This window comes from Dinghuibacter silviterrae (genome assembly GCF_004366355.1).
GTDB classification, from domain to species: Bacteria; Bacteroidota; Bacteroidia; order Chitinophagales; family Chitinophagaceae; genus Dinghuibacter; species Dinghuibacter silviterrae.
Genome location: NZ_SODV01000001.1, coordinates 2,437,555 through 2,463,934 on the forward strand (window position 1 = coordinate 2,437,555; position 26,380 = coordinate 2,463,934).

Consider the following 26,380-nt stretch of genomic DNA (forward strand, 5'->3'; position numbering starts at 1 on the left):
AATGAAAATGAAAAGGAAACATCTGATATATCTTTTTGTGGGTGCGGCGGGTTTTTTCTCGTCTTGCTCCAAGAGCTTTCTGTCGCCCACCCCAAACGGGTTGCAGCTACAGTCCAACTATTACAAAACCCCCGCCGAGGCATTTGCGGCCGTGACCGCGGCCTATAACCCGCTGGGCTGGGAGTGTGGCAGTACGGACAATACCTATATCGATAAACTGGGCTCGCTCAACAGCGGCGCCGATGAATGCTATGCCGGCGGTGGCGGTCCCACCGACATGGAGGTTTGGCAGGTATTCAATACCTATACCATGAGCGGCGCCGTCGGCCCCTCTGCCAGTCTTTGGGACCGGAACTATACCGGTATCTACCGGGCGAACCTCGTCCTGGAGAACACGGTGAATGTCCCCGGTCTGGATGCGGCCACACAGGCACGGTATGTTGCGGAAGCCAAATTCCTCCGCGCCTATTATTATTTCGACCTGGTGCGCGAGTTCGGGAACATCCCCCTGATCTTACACAGCCTGTCCACGGATGAATTGTACAACCAGGTACAAACGACTCCGGACACCGTGTATGCCCAGATCGAAGCCGACCTGACGGCCGCCATCCCGGTGCTGCCTGCCACCGTAGCCGCTACGGAGCTGGGCCGGGTAACCAAGGGAGCCGCCAACGCCCTGATGGGGAAGGTGATCCTGACCGAAAACAATACCGCCCGTATGCAGACCGCGGCTACCTACCTGGAAGCCGTCAACAGCTCGGGTTTGTATTCCCTGCAAACCAATTACGCCGAGATCTTCGACCCGGCCAACAAGTTTAATTCGGAGTCCATCTTCGAGATCTATCACTCGGCCGCGGCGGCATCCGGTTGGGGAAACTGGCCCAACTTCCTGGGGAATGTGTATGCGCAAATGACAGGCCCCCGTTCCTATAGCGGTCCGCTCTATTGGTCCGGCGGCTGGAGCTTCAATCCCATCATGCCCACGCTGGTCGCCGACCTCTACGGCGACCCGAGGTACAGCGCCACGATCATGAACGTGGACAGCCTGGTCAAGGCCGGGAAGGCCTCCTACACACCGGGCTATGCCAACACCGGTTATTTCATGGCGAAATTTGCTCCCCGGGCCACCGAAGTAGCGGCCGCCGGTCAAACCGAGCTGAACTTCCCCAACGACTATATCGAGATCCGCCTGGCCGATACCTACCTGATGGAAGCCGAAGCGCTGGTACGCGGTGGTGGAGACCTGACCAAAGCCCAGTCCTACCTGGACCAGGTGCGCGCCCGTGTCGGTCTTCCCTCGGTCCCCGCTACCTTAGACAACATCTATCACGAACGCCGCCTGGAGCTGGCCACCGAAGGCCACCGCTGGTTCGACCTCGTCCGTACCGGGCAGGCCGCCGCGATCCTCGGGCCGCTCAAAGGGTACCAGCAAGGCGTTAACAATGTGCTGCCTATTCCCCTGGTGGAACTGAACAATACCAAGCTGAAACAAAACCCCGGTTACAAATAATCATCAAATCATTGCTATATGAAATTGAACATACTTTGGGGGTCTGCCGCCCTCGTCATCATGGGGATGGTTTCCTGTACCCCGGCCAAAGGGCCCAGCGGGTTGGGCCCCCTGCCCAAAGCTTCCTTTACCGTCACCCCGCTGGCCGGCGCCGTTAACCAGTACGTCTTAACCTCCACGTCTTCGGGCGGTTTTTCGTACTACTGGAACCAGGGTACCGGCGGTAGCACCGTGAACGGTGGCACCAGCGATACGGTCTATTATAACAAACAGGGCACGTACTCCGCGGAACTCATCGTGATCGGCAAGGGCGGGTACGACACCGCCACCCAGGTCATTAGCGTCCCGACCACCGACCCCGGGGTCAATATCCTGCAGAACAGCAGCCTCACGAGCGCTACCAACTGGACCGTGCTCAATACCGGCGGCACCCAGACGCAGTTTACATTTGGGGCCAGTGGTCTGAACGTCACCAACGGCGCCAGTTCCGGCACCAACGGCGGCGTTTACCAGGCCGTACAGGTGAAGGCGAATACGCCCTATATTTTTAATGCCGTCCTGAGCGGCCCGGGCGCCTCCAACTGCTGGTTTGAATTCTACATCGGTGCCACGGTGCCTACGCAGGGTAAGGATTACACCGATAACAAGGTAAATTCGCTGAACACCTGGTCCGGTTGCGGCGTGTCGGCATTCACCAACGCCAGCATCAATGTGATCGGTTGCTCCGGCACGAATGTTGGCCAGAATGGTTCGATGACCTTCAAAACGTCCGGCACCGTGTATGTCATGATCAAGGCCGGCGTGTCCGGCGGGTCGATGGGTACCGGGGGCATTACCGTGTCCAGCATCACGCTCAACGAACCCACCCCCTAGCATACAACCAGAGATTAAGAAGAACCAATCGTATATGAAGAAACAGCTTATCCGGATTTCAGTTTTGTGCGTATGGATGTTCATCGGATACAGCGGAACGGTGGTGACCGGCTGCGGGAAGAAGTCAAGCCCGCAGCCGCCCCCCGTCACTCCGCCGGATACTTCCGGTAAGACCGCGGTGGCGACACAGGTCAGTTTCTGGCTCACCAATGGTGACCAGTCCGCACTCTTGGCAAAACAGAACGTAGCACTCAACTTCGGTGGCGTCCCGGGCACGGGTCCCAGCATCACCGTGGATTCGACGACCCAGTACCAGTCGATCGACGGCTTCGGCTTTTGCCTCACCGGCGGAAGTGCGGACCTGATCTATCGTATGGATCCCACCACCCGTACCTCCCTCCTCCACGAGCTCTTCGGCTCGGATAGTAATTCCATCGGGATCAGCTATCTGCGGGTCACGATCGGGGCTTCCGACCTCAGCAGTTCGGCGTATTCCTACGACGACGTAGGGAACGGCCAAACGGATACCACCTTGTCCAACTTTAACCTGCTGGCGGGTGACGTGAACGTCGTCCCCGTCCTGCAAATGATCCTCGCGATCAACCCCAACATCAAGATATTGGCTTGTCCATGGTCCGCCCCGGCCTGGATGAAAACCAACCAGAGTACTTCCGGCGGATCGCTTCTGCCGCAGTATTACCAGGTGTATGCAAACTATTTCGTCAAGTACATCCAGGCGATGAAGGCCCAGGGGATTCATATCGACGCGATTACGCCCCAAAATGAACCCCTGAACGCCAACAACAACCCGGCCATGGTGGTACAGGCAGTGACCGAAGATACCCTGGTAAGGTTTTACCTCGGGCCCACCTTCGCCGCCAATGGCATCGCGACGAAGATCATCGTGTGGGACCATAACTGTGACGTGCCCACCTACCCGGAAACGATATTTGAGGATACGGCCACGGATAAATATGTGGACGGTTCGGCCTGGCACTTTTACGCAGGCAGCATTTCGGCCCTGTCGGTCGTACATAACGCCTTCCCGGGCAAGAATGTGTACTTTACCGAATTCTATACCGCTTCCACGGGCGACTTCGCGGCCGACCTGGCCTACCACCTCAAGAACATCATCATCGGTTCCACGCAGAACTGGAGCCGGAATGCCCTGGAGTGGAACCTGGCCAGCGACCCGAACTACCAACCGCATACGCAAGGCGGCTGCAGCACCTGCAAGGGCGCGCTGACGATCGGTACTTCGGTGACCCGGAACGTTTCTTATTACATCATCGCACACGCTTCCAAGTTTGTGCTCCCGGGCTCCGTCCGGATATCCTCCGGCGCGGCGAACAACCTTAACAATGTCGCCTTTCTGAGGCCCGACGGCAAAAAGGTCCTGATCGTGGAGAACGACAACACGGGCGCGCAGACATTCAACATCCAGTTCAACGGGAAATGGGTCTCCACCAGCCTCAATGGGGGATCGGTGGGCACCTACGTATGGTAATCTTCAATAAACGACTATGCTTTTGACACGAGCGATACCTTATCTGGCCTTGTTTCTGACGGCTGGCTGTACCAAAAAATCAAGCGGCGGTGGCGGCGGTACGACGACCCCCTCGATCACGGTGAGCATCAGCTCCACTACCGTCAACCGCCAGGACACCGCCACCCACGCCCGGTTCTTTGTGGACCTGAGCGCCGCGGCCACCAGCGACGTGACGGTGAGCTATGCGACGCAGGACAGCACCGCCAAAAGCGGAACAGACTATGTCGCCGCCACCGGTACGCTGACCATCAAAGCCGGGACGTCCGAAGGCTACTTCGACGTGGTCATCACGGGGGACAGCCTCCGCCAGAACCCGCAGGTTTTTCACGCCGTGCTCAGCAACCCGGCGGGCGCGGCCCTCGGCACTGCCACTGCGGCTGCAACCATCATCAACGACGGGACCTATCTCCCAGTGGACACCACGGGGGATCATACTCCTACGTCTTATCCCGGATATACCCTTGCCTGGAGCGACGAGTTCAATACGGGTCATACGCTTGATCCCAATAGCTGGAACTATGAACAAGGCGGCAGCGGCTGGGGGAACCAGGAACTCGAAAACTATACCAACCGCATCCAGAATGCCTTTCTAAGCAGCGGCGTCCTGGTGATCGAAGCCCGCCAGGAAAGCTATGGTGGGAACAACTATACTTCCGCAAGGCTGGACACCTACGGTAAACACTCCTTTACCCACGGCCGCATCGATATCCGCGCCAAGCTGCCCGTGTCCACCGGCATGTGGCCCGCCCTCTGGATGCTGGGGAACAACATCAATACCGGTACCGCCTGGCCCGCCTGCGGGGAAATGGACATCATGGAGCTCATCGGTACCTATCCCAGCCGGGTGACCGGCTCGATCCACTGGGAACAGGCCAACAATACCGAAGGGACCTTCAACAATAACTACAACCTGTCTGGCGTGAACTTCTCGCAGGCCTTCCACACCTTTAGCGAAGTCTGGACCCAGGACAGCGTGACCTACCTCGTCGATAACCAGGTGTACGTCCAGGCCAGCTACGCCACCAACGTCACCAGCGGCGTCAATCCATTTAACAGTCCTTTCTTTTTCATATTCAACGTGGCCGTGGGTGGGAATTGGCCCGGGCCGCCCGACGGCACGACCGTGTTCCCGCAACGGATGTTTGTGGATTATGTAAGGGTTTATCAATAGAATTAGGAATCAAAATGAAAAAAGCAACGCGTCTTAGCCTTATCCTATGGGTAGCCCTGGCCGGCCTTGGTGCCGGCCAGGCCCGCTGCCAGGGATTTCTTCACCGGGAAGGAGACCGGATCGCCGACGGCCGTCACCACGAGGTTATTCTGAGGGGGATCGGGTTGGGAGGATGGATGCTGCAGGAGCCGTATATGCTCCGGGTAGCGGGTGTCGCGGTGAACCAGACGCAGATCCGCGCGCGTATTTCGGACCTGGTCGGGCCGGAAAAAACCGATGCTTTTTACGCCTCCTGGAGAGCCCACCAAACGACCCGGGCCGACATCGATTCGCTGGCTTCCTGGGGTTTTAACGCAGTGCGGGTACCCCTGCACTTCAACCTATTTACCCTGCCCATCGACCAGGAGCCCGTTCCCGGCCGGAACACCTGGCTACCCACCGGCTTTACGCTTTTGGACAGCCTGTTGCGCTGGTGCCGGGTCGACCACATCTACCTTATCCTGGACCTCCACGCCGCCCCCGGCGGACAAGGCAACGACATCGCCATCTCCGACCGGGACAAGCAAAAACCCTCCCTCTGGCAAAGCCCCTATAACCAACAGAAAACGGTGGCCCTTTGGCGAAAGCTCGCCGAGCGCTATGGGCGGGATCCCTGGATCGGCGGCTATGACCTGCTCAACGAAACCAACTGGGGTTTTAGCGATCCCGCCGATGAACACGGCTGTTCCGAAAAGGACAATGGTCCCTTGCGCAGCCTCCTCATACGGGTCACCGACACCATCCGCGCGGTCGATAAACAACACCTTATTTTTATCGAAGGCAACTGCTGGGCCAACAATTTTCACGGCCTGTTGCCACCCTGGGACAGCAATATGGCCGTCAGCTTCCATAAATACTGGAACTACAACGACCAGGCGTCCATCCAGGGCGTGATCGACCTCAGGACCCGTTACAACATCCCCCTTTGGCTGGGCGAGTCCGGGGAAAACTCCAACACCTGGACCACCGACGCCATTGCCCTCGTAGAAAGCAACCACATCAGCTGGACCTGGTGGCCCCTCAAAAAAGCCGGGGTGAACAATCCTTTGGAATTCCACTTTCCCCCGGGCTGGCCGGACATCATAGCCTACTGGGAAGGGAAGGGGCCAAAGCCTTCCGCCACGGAGGCCTACGCTGTATTGATGCAGCTGGCATCCGGATCTTCGGTTGCGCGCAATACCTATCACAAGGATGTCATCGACGCGATGTTCCGGCAGGTGCATTCGGACAAAACGCTGCCCTTCCAGCCGGCCTCGATACCCGCCCGCGTCTATGGCGCCAACTACGACCTGGGTCGCAACGGCTTTGCCTACTATGATCTGGATACCGCGAATTTCAGGACCTCCAACGGCATCAACGCCCCCTGGAACCGCGGTGGCTACTACCGGAACGACGGGGTAGACATTACCCTTTGCACGGATACCGGTTCCATGGGATATGCGGTGACGGACATCGAGCCCGGAGAATGGATGCAATACACGGTTCGCGTGCCCCGCAGCGGATATTATACCGTCAGCTATCGCGTGGAAGCGGCGCCCGTGGAACCCATCCACCGGCATCGCATCGTGCAGCCATCGTCGGCGGATACGCCAAGCGCGGCGGCCGCGGCAAACGCGACCGCGGGCCTGCCCGCGAACACCCCGGCGGGCGCGGCCGCTGGCGCCGCCCGCGCGGCCACCAACGGAAATGCCGCCCTGCTCTCCGACGCAGCCTACGCCGCCCCCTCCTGGCAACTGTTGGACTACGACCCCGTGAGGGGCGAAGCCTTGCTTGACGAACGCACACTTCCGGCGGACGCTGCGATGCTAGTGCCCGGCGCATCGCCAGCGCCCTGGGTCAGTATCGGGAAACACCGGATCTATCTGAAGGCGGGAGTGCATCACTTGCGTATATTGGCGCGAGCGGGAGGATTTAATTTTAGCTATATTGCGATTGAGTAAAAATCAAAAAAGACGAATGGGCTCAGAATCCATTCGTCTTTTTTTGATGTAATACCAATTAAAATTGTAAAAGAAATTATCCTTCAACATCGGCGAGCTCAAGCTCGTTATCTTCTTTTTGAGTTACTTTTCCCAATAATATCAGGTTCTCTAAGATAGTGATAGCACTATTAAAGTGTGTTTTATATGATTTTTGGAGTATGTTGATAAAATCACTTTTTGAGATTTGATGCTCAAAGTTTTTTTCAGTGAGCGTCCTTTTTATCTGTGGGAAAAGAATTTTATAAATATCATCCATTAAAAAATCAGATATGCCTAGTTCAATATCGTAAGAATTTGCTATTGAAATAGCTTTGGGATTATAATCCCAATGATCTAATAAAGGAGATTTCTTGACAACAGTGGGTATAATTGGATTAAATTCCAATTTGCAAATAGTCTTATATCCTTCTGGGATTGACTTGAATCTATATCCATCTTGATCTAAACACGTTATCACTTTACAAGTAAAAAGTCCTGGCCCTGAAATTAATCGTTTGCTCTCGCCCTCTAGTATAACGTCAAATTTTGTACTTAGTGGAACTTCTTTAACTACATAATCTATGAAGAACCATCCTTGATTTTCCTCCAATAAATAATCCTTAGTCACTTTCTTGATGACTTTGCTCTTCACTCTTCCTTGAATCGTTAACACTATGACACCCTCTTTAAGCATTTGGAAAATTCACGTCTTATAATAAACCTATAGGATATAATCAATAGCTAATAAGAATACCTAGCTACAAATTACTCATTTTTTTAGAAATGGTCGAATAGCTTGAACCAACCTTTCAATTTCCTTTTTTGAGAGCTTTCCCGTCTCATAGCAAAGTCTAGTTAGGTTATCTATTCGGACAATATTGTAGACACTATACCCTGAAGAGTTTGCAACAAATTGAAAATCACGGCAATGAATATGCCCGTCACAACGGGTATAAAATTTTTCCGGTGTAATCGTAAACTTAATTTCTTCCTCCACCTTGCTTAAATAGTTATTTGAATGGATATCAAGATCGATTAAATTTTCACGTCTAGCCAGGTATATGACAGCCGCATCCGGGTTTTTTTTATAACACTCAAGAGCGAACCAAAGTGCTTTAATCGGATTTACTGAAGTATATGTGAACGGCCCCTCAATAGCACTTGGATTCCCAGGCCAATTTTTAGTTGTTCCACGGAAGACATATGGCGGCAATTCCAGCATAGCCCGCGAAAATAACAAATTCTTGCGAATTGCCTAATGACTGTTAGCTTGTAAATTGTCTATTCATTCCGCAAGGAATCCACCGGCCTCGCCATCGCCGCCCGAAAGGCCTGCACGCTGATCGTGGCAAAGGCAATCAACAGGGCCGCGCCCGTAGTGAGGGCAAAGATCGTCCAGGGGATGGTTGTCCGGTACGCGAAGTCCTGGAGCCAGCGGTGGGTCGCCCACCAGCCGACAGGAGAACCCAGTACCACGGCCAGAAGCACCAGCTTCATGAAATCGGCCGAGAGCAAACCGACGATTCCCGCGACGTTGGCGCCAAGGACTTTCCGGATCCCGATTTCCTTGGTGCGTTGTTCGGCGCTAAAAGCCGCCAGGCCAAAAAGCCCCAGGCAGGAGATGAAGATGGCAATACCCGTTGCGTACCCCACCAGGGCCGCCAGGCGGTTGTCTTCTTCATAGTGTTTTTGAAATTCGCCGTCGAGGAAGGAATATTCAAAGGGTTCGTTGGGGTCCGATGTGCGCCAGAAGGCTTTCGCCGCCGCGATCACGGAACCCATGTTGGACGCGTTGACATGGGCGATGATATAATTGTACCGGGGCGCGCTGTTAACAAAAAATGCGACGCTCATGATCGGCACGTGCAGGTCTTCGAAATGAAAATCCTTCATAACACCCACGATCCGCAGTATCTCCTTGCTGTTGGCGTTGTGAAAACCCTTACCGATACAGGTAGCGGGCGTGTACCCGAGCGCCCGGGCGCCCGTCTCGTTGATCACGACCCCATCCACGCTGTCCGAGGGGAACTGATCGGTAAAGGCATGCCCGGCTACTGTTTGCAACCCCAGCGTCCGCATAAAATCGAAGTCGATATAGTTGGTCAGGAAGGGATGGTTGTCCGTACTAGGTTGCCCGTCGGCGTAATAGGTACCCGACCAACCGACGTGTCCCGGGTAAAGAAAGGAGGCCCCTACCGATTCGACACCGGCCTGCTTTTGCAACTCGGCTTTCAAAGGCGTATACAATTTCCAGGCGCCTTCGCTCTGCAGCGGGATGATGAGCTGCTGGTCTTTTGTAAACCCAAGGTCTGCGTTGCGGAGGTACTGCATCTGCCGCACGATGATCGCCACTGCCACGATCAGGATGATCGCGATGCCGAATTGGAAGACGACCAGGCCTTTTCGCACCGAGGCTACCGCCAGGGAATTGGCCGACTTACCCTTCAGGACCTTTACGGGTTTGAAAGAAGAAAGGTAAAGCGCCGGATAGCTGCCCGCCAGAAGCCCGGTCAGCCCAGCAAGTACCAGGGAAGCGGCGCCCAACACGAACAATTGGGCCCCCGTAAGGGTGATGTGTTTACCGGCCAGAAGGTTAAAACCCGGTAGCAGCATCCAGACGAGCAGTATGGAAACAACATAAGCCAGCAGCGCCATCAGAAGGGACTCGCCCAGGAACTGCCGGACAAGGGTGGATTGTCGCGCGCCCAGGGTTTTCCGGACCCCGACTTCGGCGGACCGCCTGGTTGAGCGCGCCGTGGACAGGTTCATAAAGTTGATACAGGCAATCAGCAGCGTGAACAAGGCGATGGAGCCAAGGATATACAGGTAAGTGATGCTGCCCCCCGGTGTCACGTCCCCATAGTCCATATTGGCGTGGAGGTGTATGTCCCGGACTTTGATCAGAAAATGATCCCGGGTATAGCCCGCCGCTTTCAGGTCGTTCCCTTCATACATATCCACGAAAGCCTTCAGCCCGGGTTCGATCTGTGCAGGACTGGCCCAGGGCCTGAGCCGTACATAGGTCACGAAGAAGTAATTGGACGTCGTCTTTTTCCATGTCCGGATAAGGTCGCCGATCCCACCGCCATACATCGAGACGAAAAAACGGGCGTCGATGTGAGAAGGTTTGTTTATGGGCCGGAAGACCCCCGTAATGGTATAATCGTGGTCCCCATCAAACGCGCTGGAGATATGGATCACCTTGTTCAGCGCGGGACCGCCACCGAACAGCTTGTCGGCAATGTCCTTGGACAGGACGATGGAGTAGGGGCCGCTCACGGCCGTGGCCGGGTTGCCCTCCACGAAATCGTATTTGAAGAGTTGGAAAAAACCGGAGTCCGCCGCAAAACCCTTGTCTTCATAAAAGGAACTCGTACCGTTCTGCATCAGCGTATGGTCGTCCAGCAACAGCGGGCATATCCTCGCCGTGGCCTCCACCTCCGGAAAAACCCCTTTGAAGGCCGCCGCGAGCGTATTCGGACAACCCTGAAAACGGATCTTCTTACCCTGGACGTGCTCGATCGTTCCCACCTGGTACAGCCGATCGATGTCCGGGTGGTAGTCGTCGTAGTGGGTTTCATGCCAGATGTACAGGGAAAGAAGGGTGCACACGGTCAGCCCCACCGACAGCCCCAGGACGTTGATGGTCGAGAAAACTTTATTCCTCATCAGGTTGCGCAAGGCGACCTTTAGATAGTTTCGGATCATAGGGCAAGCGCTTCCAAGGCTGTGCCACTTCTGCAAGAAGTTGCATATCAATATCTTGCGCCATGGCGGCGCCGTGGGTTCGTCCGGTTTCGATACGGACGGTGTCCGCAAAGGGGGATTGCGAAGGGGGGCTTTGCCTCCCTTCGCCGCGACGCATAAGAGGTTGTTGCGCCGGAGGCGACAAATTTCCTACGGGGAGCCTCCGGCGCAACAACACAAAGGCCCGACCAAAAGGCCGGGCCAATTCTTTAGGGCAAAATACTACTTATGTAAAAAAAATAGGTGCGTTGTTGGATGGACTATGGGCGGGTAGCTAACCCATTCGGCTTTCTAGGGATACATGGATGCGGGTTTTTCAGGATCTGGAACCTTGGTTTTCACGGATGTTTGGACTCAATGTTTTCTAAGGATGTTCGGATAAAGGGTTTTCAAGAGACGATACTGGATAACTTGGCTTAAAACGGATACTTGGATACTGGTTTTCAATGGGTTTTGGATACTTGGATCTGGATTTCTTTGGGATACGGATAAAAAACGAGCACTTCGGTTTTACAGGATACGGATCAGACTGGGGTACGGATTAAGTTTTGCCCTAGGATACAGATGGATGTACTTTCATGGGTTTATGAAAGCATATATATAATTATAAGAAAGATTTGGAGGAATGTGGCCTTTGAGGCATGCAGTCGAGGCTGCAACGGGAGAATAACACTTTTGTTTCATTAGGTAAGGTTTTGGAGGGTGAATTAACAACCCGTTATAATATTACGAGTTTCTTTTAACATTGGTTTCAGTTAACCGTATTTTTTACACCTATTTGCTCTATTTTTTCAAAATATTCAAAAAGGGAATGTTTATTTGAATATATCTAAATTAAAGCGTTTTTAATTTGAAAAACTTCAACGCAAACGTGTGCGAAAACCGGCAGAAATCGCAAACGACCACCTGAAAAAATGACATTTTAGCCCATCTTTGCGGACCGGGGAACCTGACACGGAGACCAAAGACAGACCGGGGTGAGGGGATCCGTGCAAAATTGACCGATACCGGACATCCGGATGACAATGGCACGACATTCGTGGCCAGATCGTACCAAATCTTTAAAACTCAAAATAAAATACACCATGGCTAAGAATTTAAGCGTAACCCCTTTGCATGACAGGGTGATCGTACAGCCGGCTCCCGCGGAAGAAAAGACGGCAGGCGGCATCATTATCCCCGACACTGCAAAAGAAAAACCCCAGCGTGGCACCGTCATCGCCGCCGGTCCTGGTAAGAAGGACGAGCCCATGAGCGTGAAGTCGGGCGACACTGTTCTCTATGGCAAATACGCAGGCACCGAGATCTCGATCGAAGGCCACGACTACCTGATCATGAGGGAGAGCGACATCCTGGCTATCATCTAATCATTAATTAAACCTAATATGGCAAAACAAATATTCTTCGACATTGAAGCCCGCAATCGTATGAAAAAGGGCGTCGATACACTGGCTAACGCCGTGAAAGTCACCCTGGGTCCCAAAGGACGTAACGTGGTTATCGAAAAGAAATTCGGCGCTCCCTCCGTGACCAAGGACGGTGTTACCGTGGCCAAAGAAATCGAACTGGAAGACGCCATCGAAAACATGGGCGCCCAGATGCTGAAGGAAGTGGCCTCCAAGACCGCCGACATCGCCGGTGACGGTACGACCACGGCTACGGTGCTCGGGCACGCCATCATCAGCGAAGGGCTGAAAAACGTCGCCGCAGGGGCCAACCCGATGGACCTGAAGCGCGGTATCGACAAGGCCGTTGCCAAAGTGGTAAAACACCTCGAAAAACAATCTGAGAAAGTTGGTACCGACAGCGCCAAGATCCAACAGGTGGCTGCCATCTCCGCCAACAGCGACGAAGTCATCGGTAAGCTCATTGCCGAAGCTTTTGAAAAAGTAGGCAAGGACGGCGTCATCACTGTAGAAGAAGCCCGCGGCACCGACACGACTGTCGAAGTCGTCGAAGGGATGCAATTCGACCGTGGTTATAGCTCCGCTTATTTCGTGACCAACAGCGAAAAGATGGAAGCGGAACTGGAACGTCCTTATATCCTGATCTACGACAAGAAGATCAGCGCCATGAAGGACATCCTGCACATCCTCGAAAAAGTCGCCCAACAAGGTGCTCCCCTCCTGATCATCTCCGAAGACCTGGAAGGCGAAGCCCTCGCTACCCTGGTGGTCAACAAACTGCGTGGTACCCTGAAGGTAGCCGCTGTAAAAGCCCCCGGTTTTGGCGACCGTCGTAAGGAAATGCTCCAGGACATCGCCATCCTCACCGCCGGCACCGTTGTCAGCGAAGAACAAGGCTACAAGCTGGAAAACGCCGACCTGAGCTATCTCGGCCGTGCAGAACGCGTGGTCATCGACAAGGACAACACGACCATCGTCGGCGGCAGCGGTAAAAAGAAAGACATCGAAGCCCGCGTCGGTCAGATCAAGGCCCAGATCGAGGTAACCACCTCCGATTACGATAAGGAAAAGCTCCAGGAACGCCTGGCCAAGCTGAGCGGCGGCGTTGCCGTCCTCAATGTAGGCGCCGTTACCGAAGTGGAAATGAAGGAAAAGAAGGACCGCGTTGACGACGCCCTCCACGCTACCCGCGCTGCCATCGAAGAAGGCATCGTACCGGGCGGTGGGACCGCGTTCATCCGCGCCATCGAAGCCCTCGAAAAACTCGAAGGCGAGAACAACGACGAAACTACCGGTATCAAGATCGTCCGTCGCGCCCTGGAAGAGCCCCTGCGCCAGATTGCCGCCAACGCCGGTATCGACGGTTCCATCGTCGTCCAGAAGGTGAAAGAGAACAAGGGTGACTTTGGTTTCAACGCCCGGACCGAGACCTTCGAGAAGATGCTCTCCGCCGGTATCATCGACCCGACGAAGGTAACCCGCGTAGCCCTGGAGAATGCCGCTTCCATTGCCGGTATGCTCCTGACCACCGAGGCCGTTATCGCCGACAAACCCGAACCCAAAGGTGCTGCCGCTCCCCATGGTGGTATGCCGGGTGGTGGAATGGGTATGGATTATTAATATCCTCCGCTATACAAAAGAAAAAAGGCCGTCCGCGAGGATGGCCTTTTTCTTTTATGCATTTCTTTAGTGCGCCGGAACGATCCGCACCCTACTTCCAAAAAAGTCCGCCAGGGAATCCCTGACCCGGGTGGTATCCGAAAGGGGAAGCGTAAACGGCATCAGGATGGCAAAATGGGTGGAGTCCCTGGACTCCAGGACGACTTTATGCCCCCATTTAATCAGGGAGTCCAGGCGGCGGTGCGCTCTTCCCGCCTCGGAGTAGGTACGTATCAGCACCCGGAAGGTGACGGGACCGTTGACCGCAGGCGCCACCGGCGCAGCGGCCGGGGCCGTTACCGGCGCCTTTGCCGTAGTATCCGAAGTGGTTGTTGTATCCTTGTGGGCGGCGGGCGCCTCCCCCTCCACCGGTTGTATCTGACCGGTAGTATCGGTGCCGGTCCCGGCTTTATGCTGGAAGGCGATATGGTAAAGCCCCCAGCCGGCCAGCAGGAGGACAAGAACGCCGGCGATGATGAGCATGAGGCGGCGGCCGTTTGTGGAGGATCCCGGCGCACCCGGGACGTCTTCGGCATGGAACAGCTCCTCTTCGCTGGTGGCCACGCGTTCCTTGAACTGTCCTTCCCTTTCGAGGCGAACGGGAATAAAGGGCCCGGGGGTAAATTCCAGGTTTGTCTGGCGGATCCCGGTCAATGTGCCTATGCCATTCAAAATCAGCGGCTTGCCGAGATTTAAGAGCTCCCTGCCGGTGGTCAGGAAGGCCTCCAGGTCGGATATGGCCAGGGGCTTCATCTTGCCCGAATGCTGGACGAGAAAATCGATGAGCTCGGGGGGCGACTTGAGCTTATTGTTGTTGTCAAAAGTAATGCCCTGATAGACCTGCTGTGGTTCCTTGGCGTCTTGCACATTTACAGAGGGGTCCAGGTGAAATACGCCAAAACCTTCCAATACCAGTTCCTTGTTCTGATACAGATATTGGCTGAGCAAATCGGAAATTTTCATTCTGCACGTGGTGTTTATAAACAAACCTACAGGAAAAAAGCCGAATTCCAGTAATCAATATCTTTGCCGAAATCTTGGGGAATGCTCACTCAGCAAGAAAAAGACTTTTTACATTACTGGGAGGTGAACCGGGAAAAGGAGGGGCGTTTCACCTACCGGCTCCTTCACGGCTTACCCCAAGGGATCATTTTTGGCGCGCCGATCTTTATTTGTTTTCTGTTCCGGGACTGGTACAAATGGCTTCCCTTTGTATCGGGGGAGGAGTTGCTGGTCGTGGCCATCGGGGTGTTTTGCGTGGTGCTTTTCTATTCTATCTTCCGGCAGCAATACCTGTGGGACCGGAAGGAACAGCAATACAAAGAAATTTCGGCCCGGGCCGGGGCGCCCGGCGCCCAAAAACCCTCAGGGTTAAATAACGATAACGAATGAACGCAAGAGAATCGATTTCCGTATTTGACATGTTCAAGATCGGGGTTGGCCCGTCGAGCAGCCATACCCTGGGACCCTGGAGGGCGGCCCAGCGTTTTGCCATGGACATGGACCGCCGCGGCCTGCTCGCCAAAGCGCACAGCGTCCGCGTTCTCCTGTACGGCTCGCTCGCCAAAACGGGTAAAGGCCATGGGACGGACATTGCCGTATTGCTGGGTTTGGGCGGGGAAGACCCTGTTACCTTCGATACCGCCGCCATCGGGTCTTACGTAGAAAACATTGACGCAAACAAGACCTTGCGGCTGCTTGGGAAGCACGCCGTGCCCTTTGACCCTGCCACCGATGTCGTGTTCCTGTTTTCCGAAACCCTGCCGTACCATCCCAACGCACTGACGTTTTTGCTGGAAGGGGAAGGGTTTGACCCCGTGGCGGAAACCTATTATTCCATTGGCGGGGGCTTTATCCAGCAGGAAGGGGAAACACCCGCGGGGAGCGCGACCGTCCAGTTGCCTTTTCCCATCGACCACGCGGGGGACCTGCTCCACTGGTGCATGAAGACCGGGATGAGCATTTCCGAAGTGGTGATGGAAAATGAAAATACCTGGCGGCCGGAGACCGAAACCCGGGCCGGCGTGCTGAATATATGGAGGGTGATGCGGGAATGCATATACCGCGGCTGTCATGCCCAGGGCTCCCTTCCCGGCGGCCTTCAGGTAAAACGGCGGGCGTCGGGTTTGAACCGCCAACTCCTCCAGGGACGTACGTACAACGGTTTTGAGGAATGGTTGAATGCGATCCGCGCGGGGGGCGCCTCCTTTCAATATACCCTCGACTGGGTCAGCTGTTTTGCGCTCGCAGTCAACGAGGAGAATGCCAGCTTCGGCCGCGTGGTCACCGCGCCCACCAACGGGGCCGCGGGCGTTATCCCGGCCGTGCTTCAATACTTCGTGACGTTCTGCGACGGGTTCCGGGACGAAAAGATCATGACCTTTCTGCTCACCGCCTCCGAAGTGGGGAGCATTTTTAAAAAGGGCGCCACCATTTCAGCGGCCATGGGTGGTTGTCAGGCCGAGATCGGCGTGTCCTCCGCCATGGCGGCGGCGGGCCTGACCGAGGTCATGGGGGGCACCCAGCGCCAGGTGATGATGGCAGCGGAAATCGCCATGGAACACCACCTGGGGCTGACCTGCGACCCCATCGCCGGGCTTGTCCAGATCCCCTGTATCGAGCGAAACACGATGGGGGCCATCAAGGCCATCACCGCATCGCAGCTCGCCCTTCAAAGCGCACCCGATTATGCCAAGGTCTCCCTGGACGCGGTCGTCAAGACCATGTGGGATACCGCGCTGGATATGAATACCAAGTATAAGGAAACGGCGGATGGTGGGCTTGCGGTGAACATACCGTTGAGCCTGCCGGAGTGCTAACGAACTACTTCAGCGAGTCCAGCTGGCTCTTGAGCACAGCCGGCACATCAAACGCCTCCCCCGGCGACTGGAAATTCTCGATAGCCGCCTTTGTATAAATGGCCGCCGCGATCTTATCCGTATGGGTATCGATCAGGATATAGGCGTAACCGCTGTCGATGGTTGCGTAGGTATAAAGGTATTTGTCTTTGGTGAGCGCTCCGGCACCCGCCATGTCCTTCACAAAAGGATCGTAGCGATCTCCTAAGAGGTCCTTGAGCTGGCTGTGCAGCGGTTCCGTTCCCCAAATAGCGCCCGGTGCCTGGCCGGCGTATTGTTCGAGATAACCAAGGCCTTTGGGTTTGGTGTGACAGGCCGCCAGCACCAACAGTGCGATCGCAAGACGTTTCATGGTCATTAGTTCAGGGTGGGGTCCGCCAGGAGCGTGTCGAGCTCGACCCCGCTGTAGTCATGAATGGTATTGTACACGGTGTCGCGTTCCACGGGGGCGCGGCCGGCTTGTTTGATCAGGGCGACGAGCTCCGCGGTGCTCATGGCGGGTTTTTGTTCTTCGGCCCCGGCCATGGAATAGATCTTGGTGGAGTCGTCGATGGTGCCGTCCAGGTCGTTGACCCCGAAGGCCAAGGTAAGCTGCGCCTTTTGCCTGCCGAGCATGGGCCAGTAGGCTTTCAGATGGGGGAAATTATCCAGGTACAACCGGGCGATGGCATACATCTTCATGTCTTCGACCACGCTGACCTCGGCCACGTCCGACATATCGTTGTCCTTGTTGCGGAACTTCAGCGGGATAAAGGTGTTAAAGCCGCCGGTCTTGTCCTGGAGCTGGCGCAGCCGTTCCATGTGGTCGATCCGGTGGGCATACGTTTCGATGTGTCCGTAGAGCATGGTGGCGTTGGTGTGCATACCCAGGCGGTGCGCGGTTTCATGGATGTGGAGCCAGCCCTCGGCATCTACCTTGTCGGCGCAGATTTTGGCGCGGACGTCGGGGTGGAAAATTTCTGCTCCGCCACCGGGCAGGGACTGGAGACCTGCTTCCTTGAGCAGGGCCATGCCTTCTTCGACGCTGACCTTTGCTTTACGGAACATATAGTCCAGCTCCACCGCGGTGAAACCCTTGCGGTGCAGGTCGGGCCGGTGTGCTTTGATCTGGCGGAGGAGGTCTGCAAAATACGCCAGGTTCATCTTCGGATGGACGCCGCCCACGATGTGTACCTCGGTCACGGGTTTGCCGTCGTAGGACCGGACGATGTCCATCATCTGTTCGATGCTCAGCTCCCAGCCTTCTTCCCGGTGGGCATAAAGGCGGGAATAGGAACAAAACGCGCAGGTGAAGACACACACGTTGGTGGGCTCGATATGGAAGTTCCGGTTGAAATAGGTCTTGTCGCCGTGCCTGGTTTCCCGGACGTGGTTAGCGAGAGCGCCCACAAAGGGCAGTGGCGCCCGCTCAAAAAGTGCGATCCCTTCTTCGGGGGTGATCCGCCCGCCGGAAAGAATCTTTTTGCCAATGGATTGCAATGCTTCGTCTACCGTCTCAAAAAGGGTTTCGAGTCCCTGCGTCGATGTTTGCATAGTCAAAATTACGGATTATTCTATACCTTCCGATCTAAAACCATTTCCCCGCGTGAATATCAAGTTTAGACTGTTGGTCATGAATTTCCTGGAGTTTTTTGTCTGGGGTTCCTGGCTGACTTCCCTGGGGGCATACCTCTCTACTCACCTTCACTTTACCGGCGTCCAGATCGGCTCCATCTTCGCCACGATGGGCATAGCGGCTATGTTCATGCCCGGGCTTCTCGGAATTGTGGCGGACCGCTGGGTCAATGCCGAACGCGTCCTTGGGCTTTGCCACCTGGCGGGTGCGGGGTTGTTGTTTTGGGCGGCCACCGTCACGGACTACGGTCTGTTGTATTGGATCATGCTCTTCAACTCCTTTGTGTACATGCCGACTATTGCGTTGAACAATACGGTCTCGTATAATGTGTTGGAAAAAAGGGATTATAACGTCGTCCGGGATTTTCCACCCATCCGCGTATGGGGGACCATCGGTTTTATCGTGGCGATGTGGATCGTCGACCTGAACCACTGGACCGTGACGTCGACCCAGCTTTACTTAAGCGCGGGGGCGGCTGCGGTGCTCGGTGTATACGCGTTTACCCTGCCCGCCTGCGCTCCGCCCGGAGGCACGGGCGAGAAGCGCTCCCTGTCTTCGGCGCTTGGACTCGACGCCTTCGTATTGTTCCGGCGCAAAAAGATGGCACTGTTTTTTCTGTTCGCCCTTCTTCTTGGTGCCGCGTTACAGATATCGAATGCCTGGGCGACGACTTTCCTGGAAGATTTCAAAGGGGTGTACCCCGATTCATTCGCGGTGAAGCACCCCAACATCCTCGTGTCTGTTTCGCAGGTGTCGGAAACCCTGTTTATCCTGGCCATCCCCTTTTTCCTAAGACGCTTTGGGATCAAGCGCGTGATGCTCCTGAGCATCTTTGCCTGGGTGTTCCGGTTCGGCCTTTTCGGACTTGGAGATCCGGGCACGGGTTTCCCCCTGCTCGCCCTGTCGATGATCGTATACGGCATGGCCTTCGACTTCTTTAATATCTCCGGGTCCCTGTTCGTCGAACGCGAAGCCGACATGCGCATCCGCGCCAGCGCCCAGGGCTTGTTCATGATCATGACCAACGGTATCGGGGCGTATATCGGCGGCTACGGCAGCGGCTGGGTGATCGATCACTTTACCGTGGCCGGCGTCCGTCACTGGTCCCCGATCTGGTTCACTTTTGCCGGTTACGCATTGCTCCTCGGCATCGTGTTCCCGCTAGTATTCCGTTACAAGCACACCCCCGAAACTGCCTATCCCAAACACGTATGACCGCACTTTCCGATAAAGACCAGATGAAGAAAAAGGTGGGCGAGTACGCTGCCACGTTTATACAAAACGGTACCGCCATCGGTATCGGTACGGGCTCCACCGCGTATTGGATGATCATGGCGCTGGGCGCCAAGGTTCGCGAAGGTTTCCAAATCACCGCGGTCCCCACCTCCAGGGCGACTGTCGAGCTGGCCCAGGCCCAGGGCATCCCCCTGGCCACCCTAAACGACGTCGACCGGCTGGCCCTCACCATCGACGGGGCGGACGAAGTCGACCCTGCCTTCCAGTTGATCAAGGGTGGGGGTGGCGCCCACCTCCAGGAGAAGATGGTCGCCGCCGCTTCGGACCGGATGATCGTCATTGCAGATGAACAAAAGCTGGTCAACCGCCTCGGCAAATTTCCCCTCCCCATAGAGGTCATCCCTTTTGGCTGGAAACAGGTTCAACGCCGCGTGGCCGCCCTGGGCTGCCCTTCCAGCGAGATCCGTCAGCGCGACGGCAAGCCCTGGATCACCGACCACGGCAACTACATCCTCGACGCCCACTTCGGCGCGATTGCCGACGCACCGGCGCTGGGTCATGCGTTGCACGAGATCCCGGGTGTCGTGGAGCACGGGTTGTTCATCGGGCTCGCCACCGAGGTGTTGGTGGGCTATGCCGACGGTACGGTCAAGGAGCTGCGAAAATAGCCCGCCGTTAAAATACAAAAAGGACGTCCCTGGAAGGTGGGACGCCCTTTTTATGTAGAAAGGTTCAAGACCGCTATTTGGGCGCAATGGAAGTTACGACCCCGCCAAGGGCGCCGGAAATGTCACTGACGTCCTGGTCCTTGCTCTGGAACTCCCCGACATTATAAGCAGGGGAATAGACACCATACAAAAGCCGTCCGTATCCGGTATAGGTGGAGACGCCGCCTACGCCCGCCACGGCACAGCCCCCCAGGGCGCCGACAGACAAACTCATAAGGCGTTGATTGACAATAGCCTGTCCGTTTTGATAGGTCAGCAGGAAACTCCCATAGCCCGGAATAGGTTGGTTGTTCCATTCCAGCGCGTAAGCGGTAATCGTACAAGGATCCGGCTCCTTTTGGTCTTTGCCGCCCGCATAAGAGGCCCCGTCGTCATAGTTGTTCTCCGTCAACAGGTTTCCATACCCCGTACCATAGTTGTCCTGGGCGCCGCCAGATATGAGGGTATAACCGGAAGTGACCGGTAGCGTGATAAATGGGTGCTCGGCCGAACCCGAGGTGCCGGATATAATAGCCAAGTTGTTTGTAATGGAAGACGTGGGAATGACGGTGCCGGATTGGCTAAACAGCTTGATCCCGATGACATAGACATACAGGTCGGAATTGTAAAAGATCCCCCCATGGTCCTTGTCGGAAGCCGCGTAAGTGGCAAAGTTCCCGTCGGGGACCGGGTAGGCTGCGGTCAACACGGCGTCCACGTTGTTGGGGGTGTTGTTCGGATCTCTTACCTGTGCCCCGCCGCCGACCATCACATAGCCGGGGTCTACGCTGGTCGTGACACCGAGGTTTATCTCCCCGTATTGGTAAGAAACCCATTCGGTTACTTCCATGGCTCCACTGGTCGCCGTGGCCGGTAAGGTGATGTCCCAGACCTCGCTACGATTGGTCCCCGCAGGGAAGGCACTGGGGGAGGGCGGTAATTGAGGCTGCGTCGTGGATTCCGCCTTTTTAGAGCAACTGGCAAAAGAAAAACAACCCAGCAGGACCAGGCCGGCCGCCGGGGACAGGAACGATTTCAGGTTCATAAGTTAAAGTTTAATGTTTGGAGTTCAAATCTATTGACTTAACAGGCCGTTTATGTCAATACATGATTTCTTCACAAAGAAATCAGTATAAATACGGATGCCAGATTCCGGAGGGAAAATGCGACCTATTTGAGTTTCAGTAACCTTCATTACTGAATTTGAAAAGGCCGTCCCTGAAAAAAGGACGGCCTTGAACCTTTATGTTTACAAAAAAACTGCGTGTTGATTACGCCAGGTGCGCTTCGATCTTCTTTACGAAGTTGCTTTTCGGCTGTGCGCCCACCAGCTTGTCCACGACCTTACCGTCCTTGATAAAGAGGATGGCGGGGATGGACGTAATGCCATAGTTCATGCTTACCTGAGGGTTGTTGTCCACATTGACCTTGCCCACGTTTACTTTACCGTTATAGTCTTTAGAGAGTTCTTCGATGACCGGCCCGATCGCACGACAGGGTCCACACCACTCTGCCCAAAAGTCTACCACCGTTAATTTATCGGAACCCAAAACGGTTTCCTGAAAATTGCTGTCTGTGAATTCTTGTGCCATATAGTATAGGTTTGTTTGTATGGTGCAAAGATACGACCAATCGGTATATGTTGATAAATTGGCATCCGACCGTCATGCCGTTGTCACGACATTGACTTCTACGTCAGGGTTTGACAAGAGAAACTGTGTCATTTCGTCATTCATTTCCAGGCCGGCGCCGATGCGCTGTAACCCGATCTTTCTCTGGGCTTTATCGTCCTTGAGCTGGATGCGCAGGGCGGTTTTCCCGGGGTATTTTTCGATCTGTTTTTCGAGGAAAAGTACGATCTCCTCGGTCAGCAGCATGGGATGAATGTCAAGCTGGAGTTGCCGGGTCATGGTCCGTTTGATGGTCTCCAGGAGCAGGATGCCGCCCAACTTGAACTCATAGTCGTCGGCCTTGTTGAACCGGTTCTTGAAATTGCCGGTCAGGTAAATAACCGTCCCGGGCGTAAAGTAGTCCTTGAATTTGATGTAGTCCTCACCGAACAGCGGCACCTCCATTTTCCCCGTATAATCTTCCACGCCGAAAATGCCAAACTGCTTCCCGGTTTTGGAGATCCGGTGCTGGGCGTCGGCGACCAGGCCGGCCAGGCGGAAAGGCCGGAACGGATTGGGCTGCAGGGTGATGCCTTCCTTGAATTCGTTGTACTCGGCGATGGTCGTGATGCCGTAGTGCTGCATCTCAAAGCGGAAGTGATCCAGTGGGTGACCGCTTAGGAAGATCCCGGTCACCTCCTTCTCGTGTTCCAGGAGCGTGGTCAGGGTCCAGGGCTCGCTGTCCGGCAGCTTTGGCGGCTGGACGGCGGGCATGCTCATATCCCCGAAAAGGGTATTGGCCTGGGAGGTCTGGGTGGTCTGATATTGGTTCCCGAAACGGATGATCCTTTCGAGGCCGTTGAGCTGTTCGCCGGGGGCGACGAAAAAGAATTGCGCTCTGTGGAATTGGGGGAAACAGTCGAACGCGCCGCCCTTTACAAGGCATTCCAGGGACTTTTTATTGACCGTACGTTGGTTGGTGCGTTTGACCAGGTCCCAGATGTCGGCAAAGTGCCCGTTTTTGGCCCTTTCTTCAAGGACGGAGTCGATCGCAGCCTCGCCCACGCCTTTGAGCCCGGACAGGCCAAACCGGATCTCTCCCTTTTTGTTGACGGCAAAACCCGCCTTGGATTCGTTGATATCGGGTCCTAATACTTTGAGCCCCATTCGTTTACATTCTTCCATGAAAAACGTGATCTTTTCGATGGAGCCGGCGTTGTTGAGGACCGCGGCCATGTATTCGCTGGGATAGTGGGCCTTCAGGAACGCCGTCTGATAGGCGACAAAGGCATAACAGGTCGAGTGTGATTTGTTAAAGGCATACTGGGCAAAGGCTTCCCAGTCGGTCCAGATCTTTTCCAGCTTGTCGGCAGGGTGGCCTTTTTCGGCGGCGCCTTTGAGGAACTGGCCTTTCATTTTGTCCAGGACGGACTTCTGTTTTTTCCCCATCGCCTTCCGGAGGACGTCGGCGTCTCCCTTTGTAAAGCCGGCCAGGCGCTGGCTGAGGAGCATGACCTGTTCCTGGTAGACGGTGATCCCGTAGGTTTCGTTCAAGAACTCCTCCATGGCGGGAAGGTCATAGACGATGGCCTCCGTCCCGTGTTTACGGGCGATAAAGTTGGGGATGTATTCCAGGGGACCCGGGCGGTACAAGGCGTTCATGGCAATCAGGTCGTCAAACCGGTCGGGTTTGAGCTCGCGCAGGTACTTTTGCATCCCGGGACTTTCGAACTGGAACGTACCGATCGTATCGGCACGCTGGTAGAGCGCAAAAGTATCGGCATCGTTCAGCGGTATGGTGTCTAGGTCTATGTCGACCCCATGGTTCTCCCGGATCAGGTTGAGGGCATCCCGGAGGATGGTCAGGGTCTTTAGCCCCAGGAAGTCCATCTTGATGACACCCGCTTCTTCGATGATGCTGCCCTCGATCTGGGTCACGAGAAGGTCGGAGTCCTTGGCGGTACAAACCGGGATGATGTTCATCAGGTCATCGGGGGCGATGATGATCCCCGCGGCGTGCAACCCCGTATTGCGGACCGACCCCTCCAGGCGTTCCGCTTCGTGGAGCACCTTGGCGTGAAGGTCGTTGCCGTTGTAGACCTGCCGGATCTTCCGGACGTTCTCCAGGTCGTCGGGGATGAGGCCCTCTTTTTCCGACAATGATTTTTCCCCGTCCTTTTCCGTCAGCGGCGCGTGGAGCACGCGTTTGAGCTCTATCCCCGGTTTTTCCGGCACCAGCTTGGCCAGGGCGTTGGCTTCCGCCAGCGGGAGGTCCATCACCCGGGCCACGTCCTTGATGCTCATTTTCGCCGCCATCGTACCATAAGTGACGATTTGCGCCACCTGGTTGCGGCCATATTTTTGCACTACGTAGTCGATCACCTTCTGGCGACCCGCGTCGTCAAAGTCCGTATCGATATCCGGCATGCTCTTCCGGTCCGGGTTCAGAAAGCGTTCGAACAGCAGGTTGTATTTGATCGGGTCGATGTTGGTGATCCCGATGCAAAACGCCACCACGCTTCCCGCCGCCGAGCCGCGACCCGGTCCAATGAACACGCCCAGCTCCCGGCCCGCGCGGATAAAGTCGCTCACGATCAGGAAGTACCCCGCAAACCCCATCGTCTTGATCGTAAACAATTCGAAGTCCAGCCGTTCCGTGATCTCGGGCGTCAATTCGCTATACCGTTTGCGCGCGCCCTCGTACGTCAGGTGCTTGAGGTACTCCCACTGGTTGAGCGTGCTGTCCGCGTGCACCTGGAATTCCAGGGGTACCGGGAAGTTCGGCAGCAGGATGTCCTTTTTAAGGTTCAGCACGTCCACCTTCGACACGATCTCGTTTGTATTGTCGATCGCGTCCGGCCGGTCGCTGAACAACGCCGTCATTTCCCGCGTATCCTTGAAATAAAACTGGTCGTTCGGGAATTTGAAGCGGCGGTTCTTCAGTTGTACGTCGTCGTTGACGAAGTCGTCATACCCCGGCGTCGCCTTCTTTTCCCCCGTATTAATACACAATAAGATGTCGTGGGCGTCGTAGTCCTCTTTGTCCGTATAGTGGCTGTCGTTGGAGGCGATGACCTTTACGTTGTACTTTTTTGCAAAACGCAGCAACACCTCGTTCACCTGGTCCTGTTCTTTCAACCCGTGTCGCTGCAGCTCCACATAATAGTCCTCGCCAAAACGCTCCAGCCACCAGGCAAATTCCACCTCTGCGGCGGCTTCGCCCTTCTGCATGATCGTTTGGGGTACATACGCCCCCAGGCAACACGTGGTGGCAATCAACCCCTCCCTGTGCTGGTCAAGCAGTGCCTTGTCGATCCTCGGGTACTTTCCGTACATCCCTTCCATGTACCCCGCCGAGGTCAGCTTGATCAGGTTCTGGTACCCCGTTTTGTTTTTGGCCAACAGCACCTGGTGAAAGCGTTCGTCCTTCTGGTCCTTTGTAAACGTCCTTCTTGTCCGGTCTTCTACGACGTAGAACTCACAGCCCACGATCGGCTTTACCTTCAGCGACCCATCCTCGTTCTTGTGCTTGTATGCCTCGCTCACGAATTCAAACGCCCCGAACATATTCCCGTGGTCTGTAATGGCCAGTGCCGGCATACCGTCCTTGATGGCCTTTTTATACAACGAGCTGATGCTCGCGGCACCGTCCAGGAGGGAATATTGGGTGTGGGTATGTAGGTGGGAAAATTTCATGGTAACGGCAAATTTCCGAAAGTTTTGCCGCCCGCGCGCCAGCGTGTTATCCACCGGCGGTGGAAATTCCTTAATTTTACCCCGTAAAACTTACTAATTCATTCAACGCCAGACCCTATATACCTTCTGCCTGGCGCTGCTCCTGGCCAGTTGCAGTGCGTCCAGACGCGCGCGCACGACCCCCGCTGCGCCGCCGCCTTCCCTTCACCGGACCCCTGCGGGCGGGACGACGGTCTACAGGGAAAGGGTCATTGGCCAACCCCTGACCAATCCCGGGTACAATTACGTCAACACCAAAGGGCTGGACATCGAGTTTGTGGACGCGTTGAACTTCAAGTACGCGGAGCAACTGGACGTTCCGGTGGAGCTGATTACCAACCTCCCGTTGTATCATTTTATCGACGACTGGTGGGGCACGCCTTACCACCTGGGTGGTACGACCCGTGACGGGGTGGATTGTTCGGGGTTTAGCCAGCAACTGGAAGGAACGATTTTTCACCTCGAATTGCCGCGGACATCGCGGGAACAATACGCGGCCTGTCACAAGATCCCCGTGCCGGAGTTGCAGGAAGGAGACCTGGTTTTCTTCGGGACCAAAAAAGGGATCACGCACGTCGGCGTTTACCTCATGAACAACAAATTCGTCCACGCCTCCACCTCTTTCGGGGTGATGATCAGTGACCTGGGGGAAGAATATTGGGCGCAACGCTTCAGGGGCGGGGGGCGCATGCCCGGGTAAGGCG

The 26,380-nt window shown here is 55.4% G+C and carries 21 protein-coding genes; 12 read left to right on the top strand and 9 right to left on the bottom strand.

The features are described 5' to 3' along the window. The first annotated feature begins 7 nt into the window (after positions 1-7). The 5 genes from EDB95_RS10805 to EDB95_RS10825 are packed head-to-tail and all read left to right on the top strand — an operon-like array spanning position 8 to position 7,082. Positions 8-1,510, top strand: coding sequence for a RagB/SusD family nutrient uptake outer membrane protein (locus EDB95_RS10805; RefSeq protein ID WP_133993469.1), 1,503 nt, complete (start codon positions 8-10; stop codon positions 1,508-1,510). A gap of 18 nt (positions 1,511-1,528) precedes the next feature. After that, positions 1,529-2,383, top strand: a complete 855-nt coding sequence (locus EDB95_RS10810) for a hypothetical protein (protein ID WP_133993471.1) — start codon at positions 1,529-1,531, stop codon at positions 2,381-2,383. Positions 2,384-2,417: 34 nt separating this feature from the next. Then, on the top strand, positions 2,418-3,890 hold the full coding sequence (locus EDB95_RS10815; RefSeq protein WP_211352075.1) for a glycoside hydrolase family 30 protein: 1,473 nt from the start codon (positions 2,418-2,420) through the stop codon (positions 3,888-3,890). Positions 3,891-3,906: 16 nt separating this feature from the next. Continuing rightward, positions 3,907-5,103: a family 16 glycosylhydrolase gene (locus EDB95_RS10820; protein WP_133993473.1), complete on the top strand. Its 1,197-nt coding sequence runs from the start codon at positions 3,907-3,909 to the stop codon at positions 5,101-5,103. A gap of 14 nt (positions 5,104-5,117) precedes the next feature. Then, positions 5,118-7,082, top strand: a complete 1,965-nt coding sequence (locus EDB95_RS10825) for a cellulase family glycosylhydrolase (RefSeq protein ID WP_133993475.1) — start codon at positions 5,118-5,120, stop codon at positions 7,080-7,082. Between the two features lie 76 nt (positions 7,083-7,158). On the opposite strand, the gene EDB95_RS10830 is transcribed toward EDB95_RS10825, so the two are convergent. The 3 genes from EDB95_RS10830 to EDB95_RS10840 all read right to left on the bottom strand — a co-directional run bounded on the left by EDB95_RS10830 (position 7,159) and on the right by EDB95_RS10840 (position 10,811). Further along, entirely contained in the window at positions 7,159-7,797 is a 639-nt protein-coding gene (locus EDB95_RS10830) for a hypothetical protein (protein WP_133993477.1), read from the bottom strand. Between the two features lie 75 nt (positions 7,798-7,872). Then, the gene (locus tag EDB95_RS10835; RefSeq protein ID WP_133993479.1) at positions 7,873-8,325 is read right to left on the bottom strand and encodes a hypothetical protein; all 453 of its coding nucleotides are present in this window, start codon (positions 8,323-8,325) and stop codon (positions 7,873-7,875) included. Positions 8,326-8,384: 59 nt separating this feature from the next. After that, complete coding sequence (locus EDB95_RS10840; RefSeq protein WP_133993481.1) at positions 8,385-10,811, bottom strand: ABC transporter permease; 2,427 nt, start codon at positions 10,809-10,811, stop codon at positions 8,385-8,387. Between the two features lie 1,124 nt (positions 10,812-11,935). Here EDB95_RS10840 and EDB95_RS10845 point away from each other — a divergent pair. Together EDB95_RS10845 and groL are read left to right on the top strand one after the other, a co-directional pair. Next, the gene (locus tag EDB95_RS10845) at positions 11,936-12,217 is read left to right on the top strand and encodes a co-chaperone GroES (RefSeq protein ID WP_133993483.1); all 282 of its coding nucleotides are present in this window, start codon (positions 11,936-11,938) and stop codon (positions 12,215-12,217) included. Between the two features lie 18 nt (positions 12,218-12,235). Beyond that, positions 12,236-13,876, top strand: a complete 1,641-nt coding sequence (groL, locus tag EDB95_RS10850; RefSeq protein ID WP_133993485.1) for a chaperonin GroEL — start codon at positions 12,236-12,238, stop codon at positions 13,874-13,876. A gap of 66 nt (positions 13,877-13,942) precedes the next feature. On the opposite strand, the gene EDB95_RS10855 is transcribed toward groL, so the two are convergent. Beyond that, positions 13,943-14,878 carry a hypothetical protein gene (locus EDB95_RS10855; protein ID WP_133993487.1) on the bottom strand — a complete coding sequence of 312 codons (936 nt, stop codon included), beginning with the start codon at positions 14,876-14,878 and terminating at the stop codon, positions 13,943-13,945. Between the two features lie 81 nt (positions 14,879-14,959). Here EDB95_RS10855 and EDB95_RS10860 point away from each other — a divergent pair, with 81 nt between their 5' ends. Further along, positions 14,960-15,307, top strand: coding sequence for a hypothetical protein (locus EDB95_RS10860; protein WP_133993489.1), 348 nt, complete (start codon positions 14,960-14,962; stop codon positions 15,305-15,307). Continuing rightward, complete coding sequence (locus EDB95_RS10865) at positions 15,304-16,734, top strand: L-serine ammonia-lyase (protein ID WP_133993491.1); 1,431 nt, start codon at positions 15,304-15,306, stop codon at positions 16,732-16,734. Before EDB95_RS10860 ends, EDB95_RS10865 begins: the two co-directional genes overlap by 4 nt. Positions 16,735-16,738: 4 nt before the next feature. Here EDB95_RS10865 and EDB95_RS10870 read toward each other — a convergent pair whose 3' ends face one another. Together EDB95_RS10870 and mqnE are read right to left on the bottom strand one after the other, a co-directional pair. Then, on the bottom strand, positions 16,739-17,125 hold the full coding sequence (locus tag EDB95_RS10870; protein ID WP_133993493.1) for a hypothetical protein: 387 nt from the start codon (positions 17,123-17,125) through the stop codon (positions 16,739-16,741). Between the two features lie 5 nt (positions 17,126-17,130). Continuing rightward, complete coding sequence (gene mqnE, locus EDB95_RS10875; RefSeq protein ID WP_133993495.1) at positions 17,131-18,306, bottom strand: aminofutalosine synthase MqnE; 1,176 nt, start codon at positions 18,304-18,306, stop codon at positions 17,131-17,133. Between the two features lie 52 nt (positions 18,307-18,358). Between mqnE and EDB95_RS10880 the strand changes: the two genes are divergently transcribed. Together EDB95_RS10880 and rpiA are read left to right on the top strand one after the other, a co-directional pair. Continuing rightward, positions 18,359-19,603, top strand: a complete 1,245-nt coding sequence (locus EDB95_RS10880) for a nucleoside permease (RefSeq protein ID WP_133993497.1) — start codon at positions 18,359-18,361, stop codon at positions 19,601-19,603. Next, entirely contained in the window at positions 19,600-20,292 is a 693-nt protein-coding gene (rpiA, locus tag EDB95_RS10885; RefSeq protein WP_246073603.1) for a ribose-5-phosphate isomerase RpiA, read from the top strand. Before EDB95_RS10880 ends, rpiA begins: the two co-directional genes overlap by 4 nt. A 73-nt stretch (positions 20,293-20,365) precedes the next feature. On the opposite strand, the gene EDB95_RS10890 is transcribed toward rpiA, so the two are convergent. From EDB95_RS10890 to dnaE, 3 genes are all read right to left on the bottom strand, one after another. Further along, entirely contained in the window at positions 20,366-21,376 is a 1,011-nt protein-coding gene (locus EDB95_RS10890) for a hypothetical protein (RefSeq protein WP_133993499.1), read from the bottom strand. A 226-nt stretch (positions 21,377-21,602) separates the two neighbouring features. Next, positions 21,603-21,923: a thioredoxin gene (trxA, locus tag EDB95_RS10895; protein WP_133993501.1), complete on the bottom strand. Its 321-nt coding sequence runs from the start codon at positions 21,921-21,923 to the stop codon at positions 21,603-21,605. Between the two features lie 72 nt (positions 21,924-21,995). Next, a complete protein-coding gene (gene dnaE / locus EDB95_RS10900; RefSeq protein WP_133993503.1) occupies positions 21,996-25,637 on the bottom strand; it encodes a DNA polymerase III subunit alpha in 3,642 nt (1,213 codons plus the stop codon). A gap of 316 nt (positions 25,638-25,953) precedes the next feature. Here dnaE and EDB95_RS10905 point away from each other — a divergent pair, with 316 nt between their 5' ends. Next, complete coding sequence (locus EDB95_RS10905; protein ID WP_162852550.1) at positions 25,954-26,376, top strand: C40 family peptidase; 423 nt, start codon at positions 25,954-25,956, stop codon at positions 26,374-26,376. Positions 26,377-26,380 lie beyond the last annotated feature (4 nt).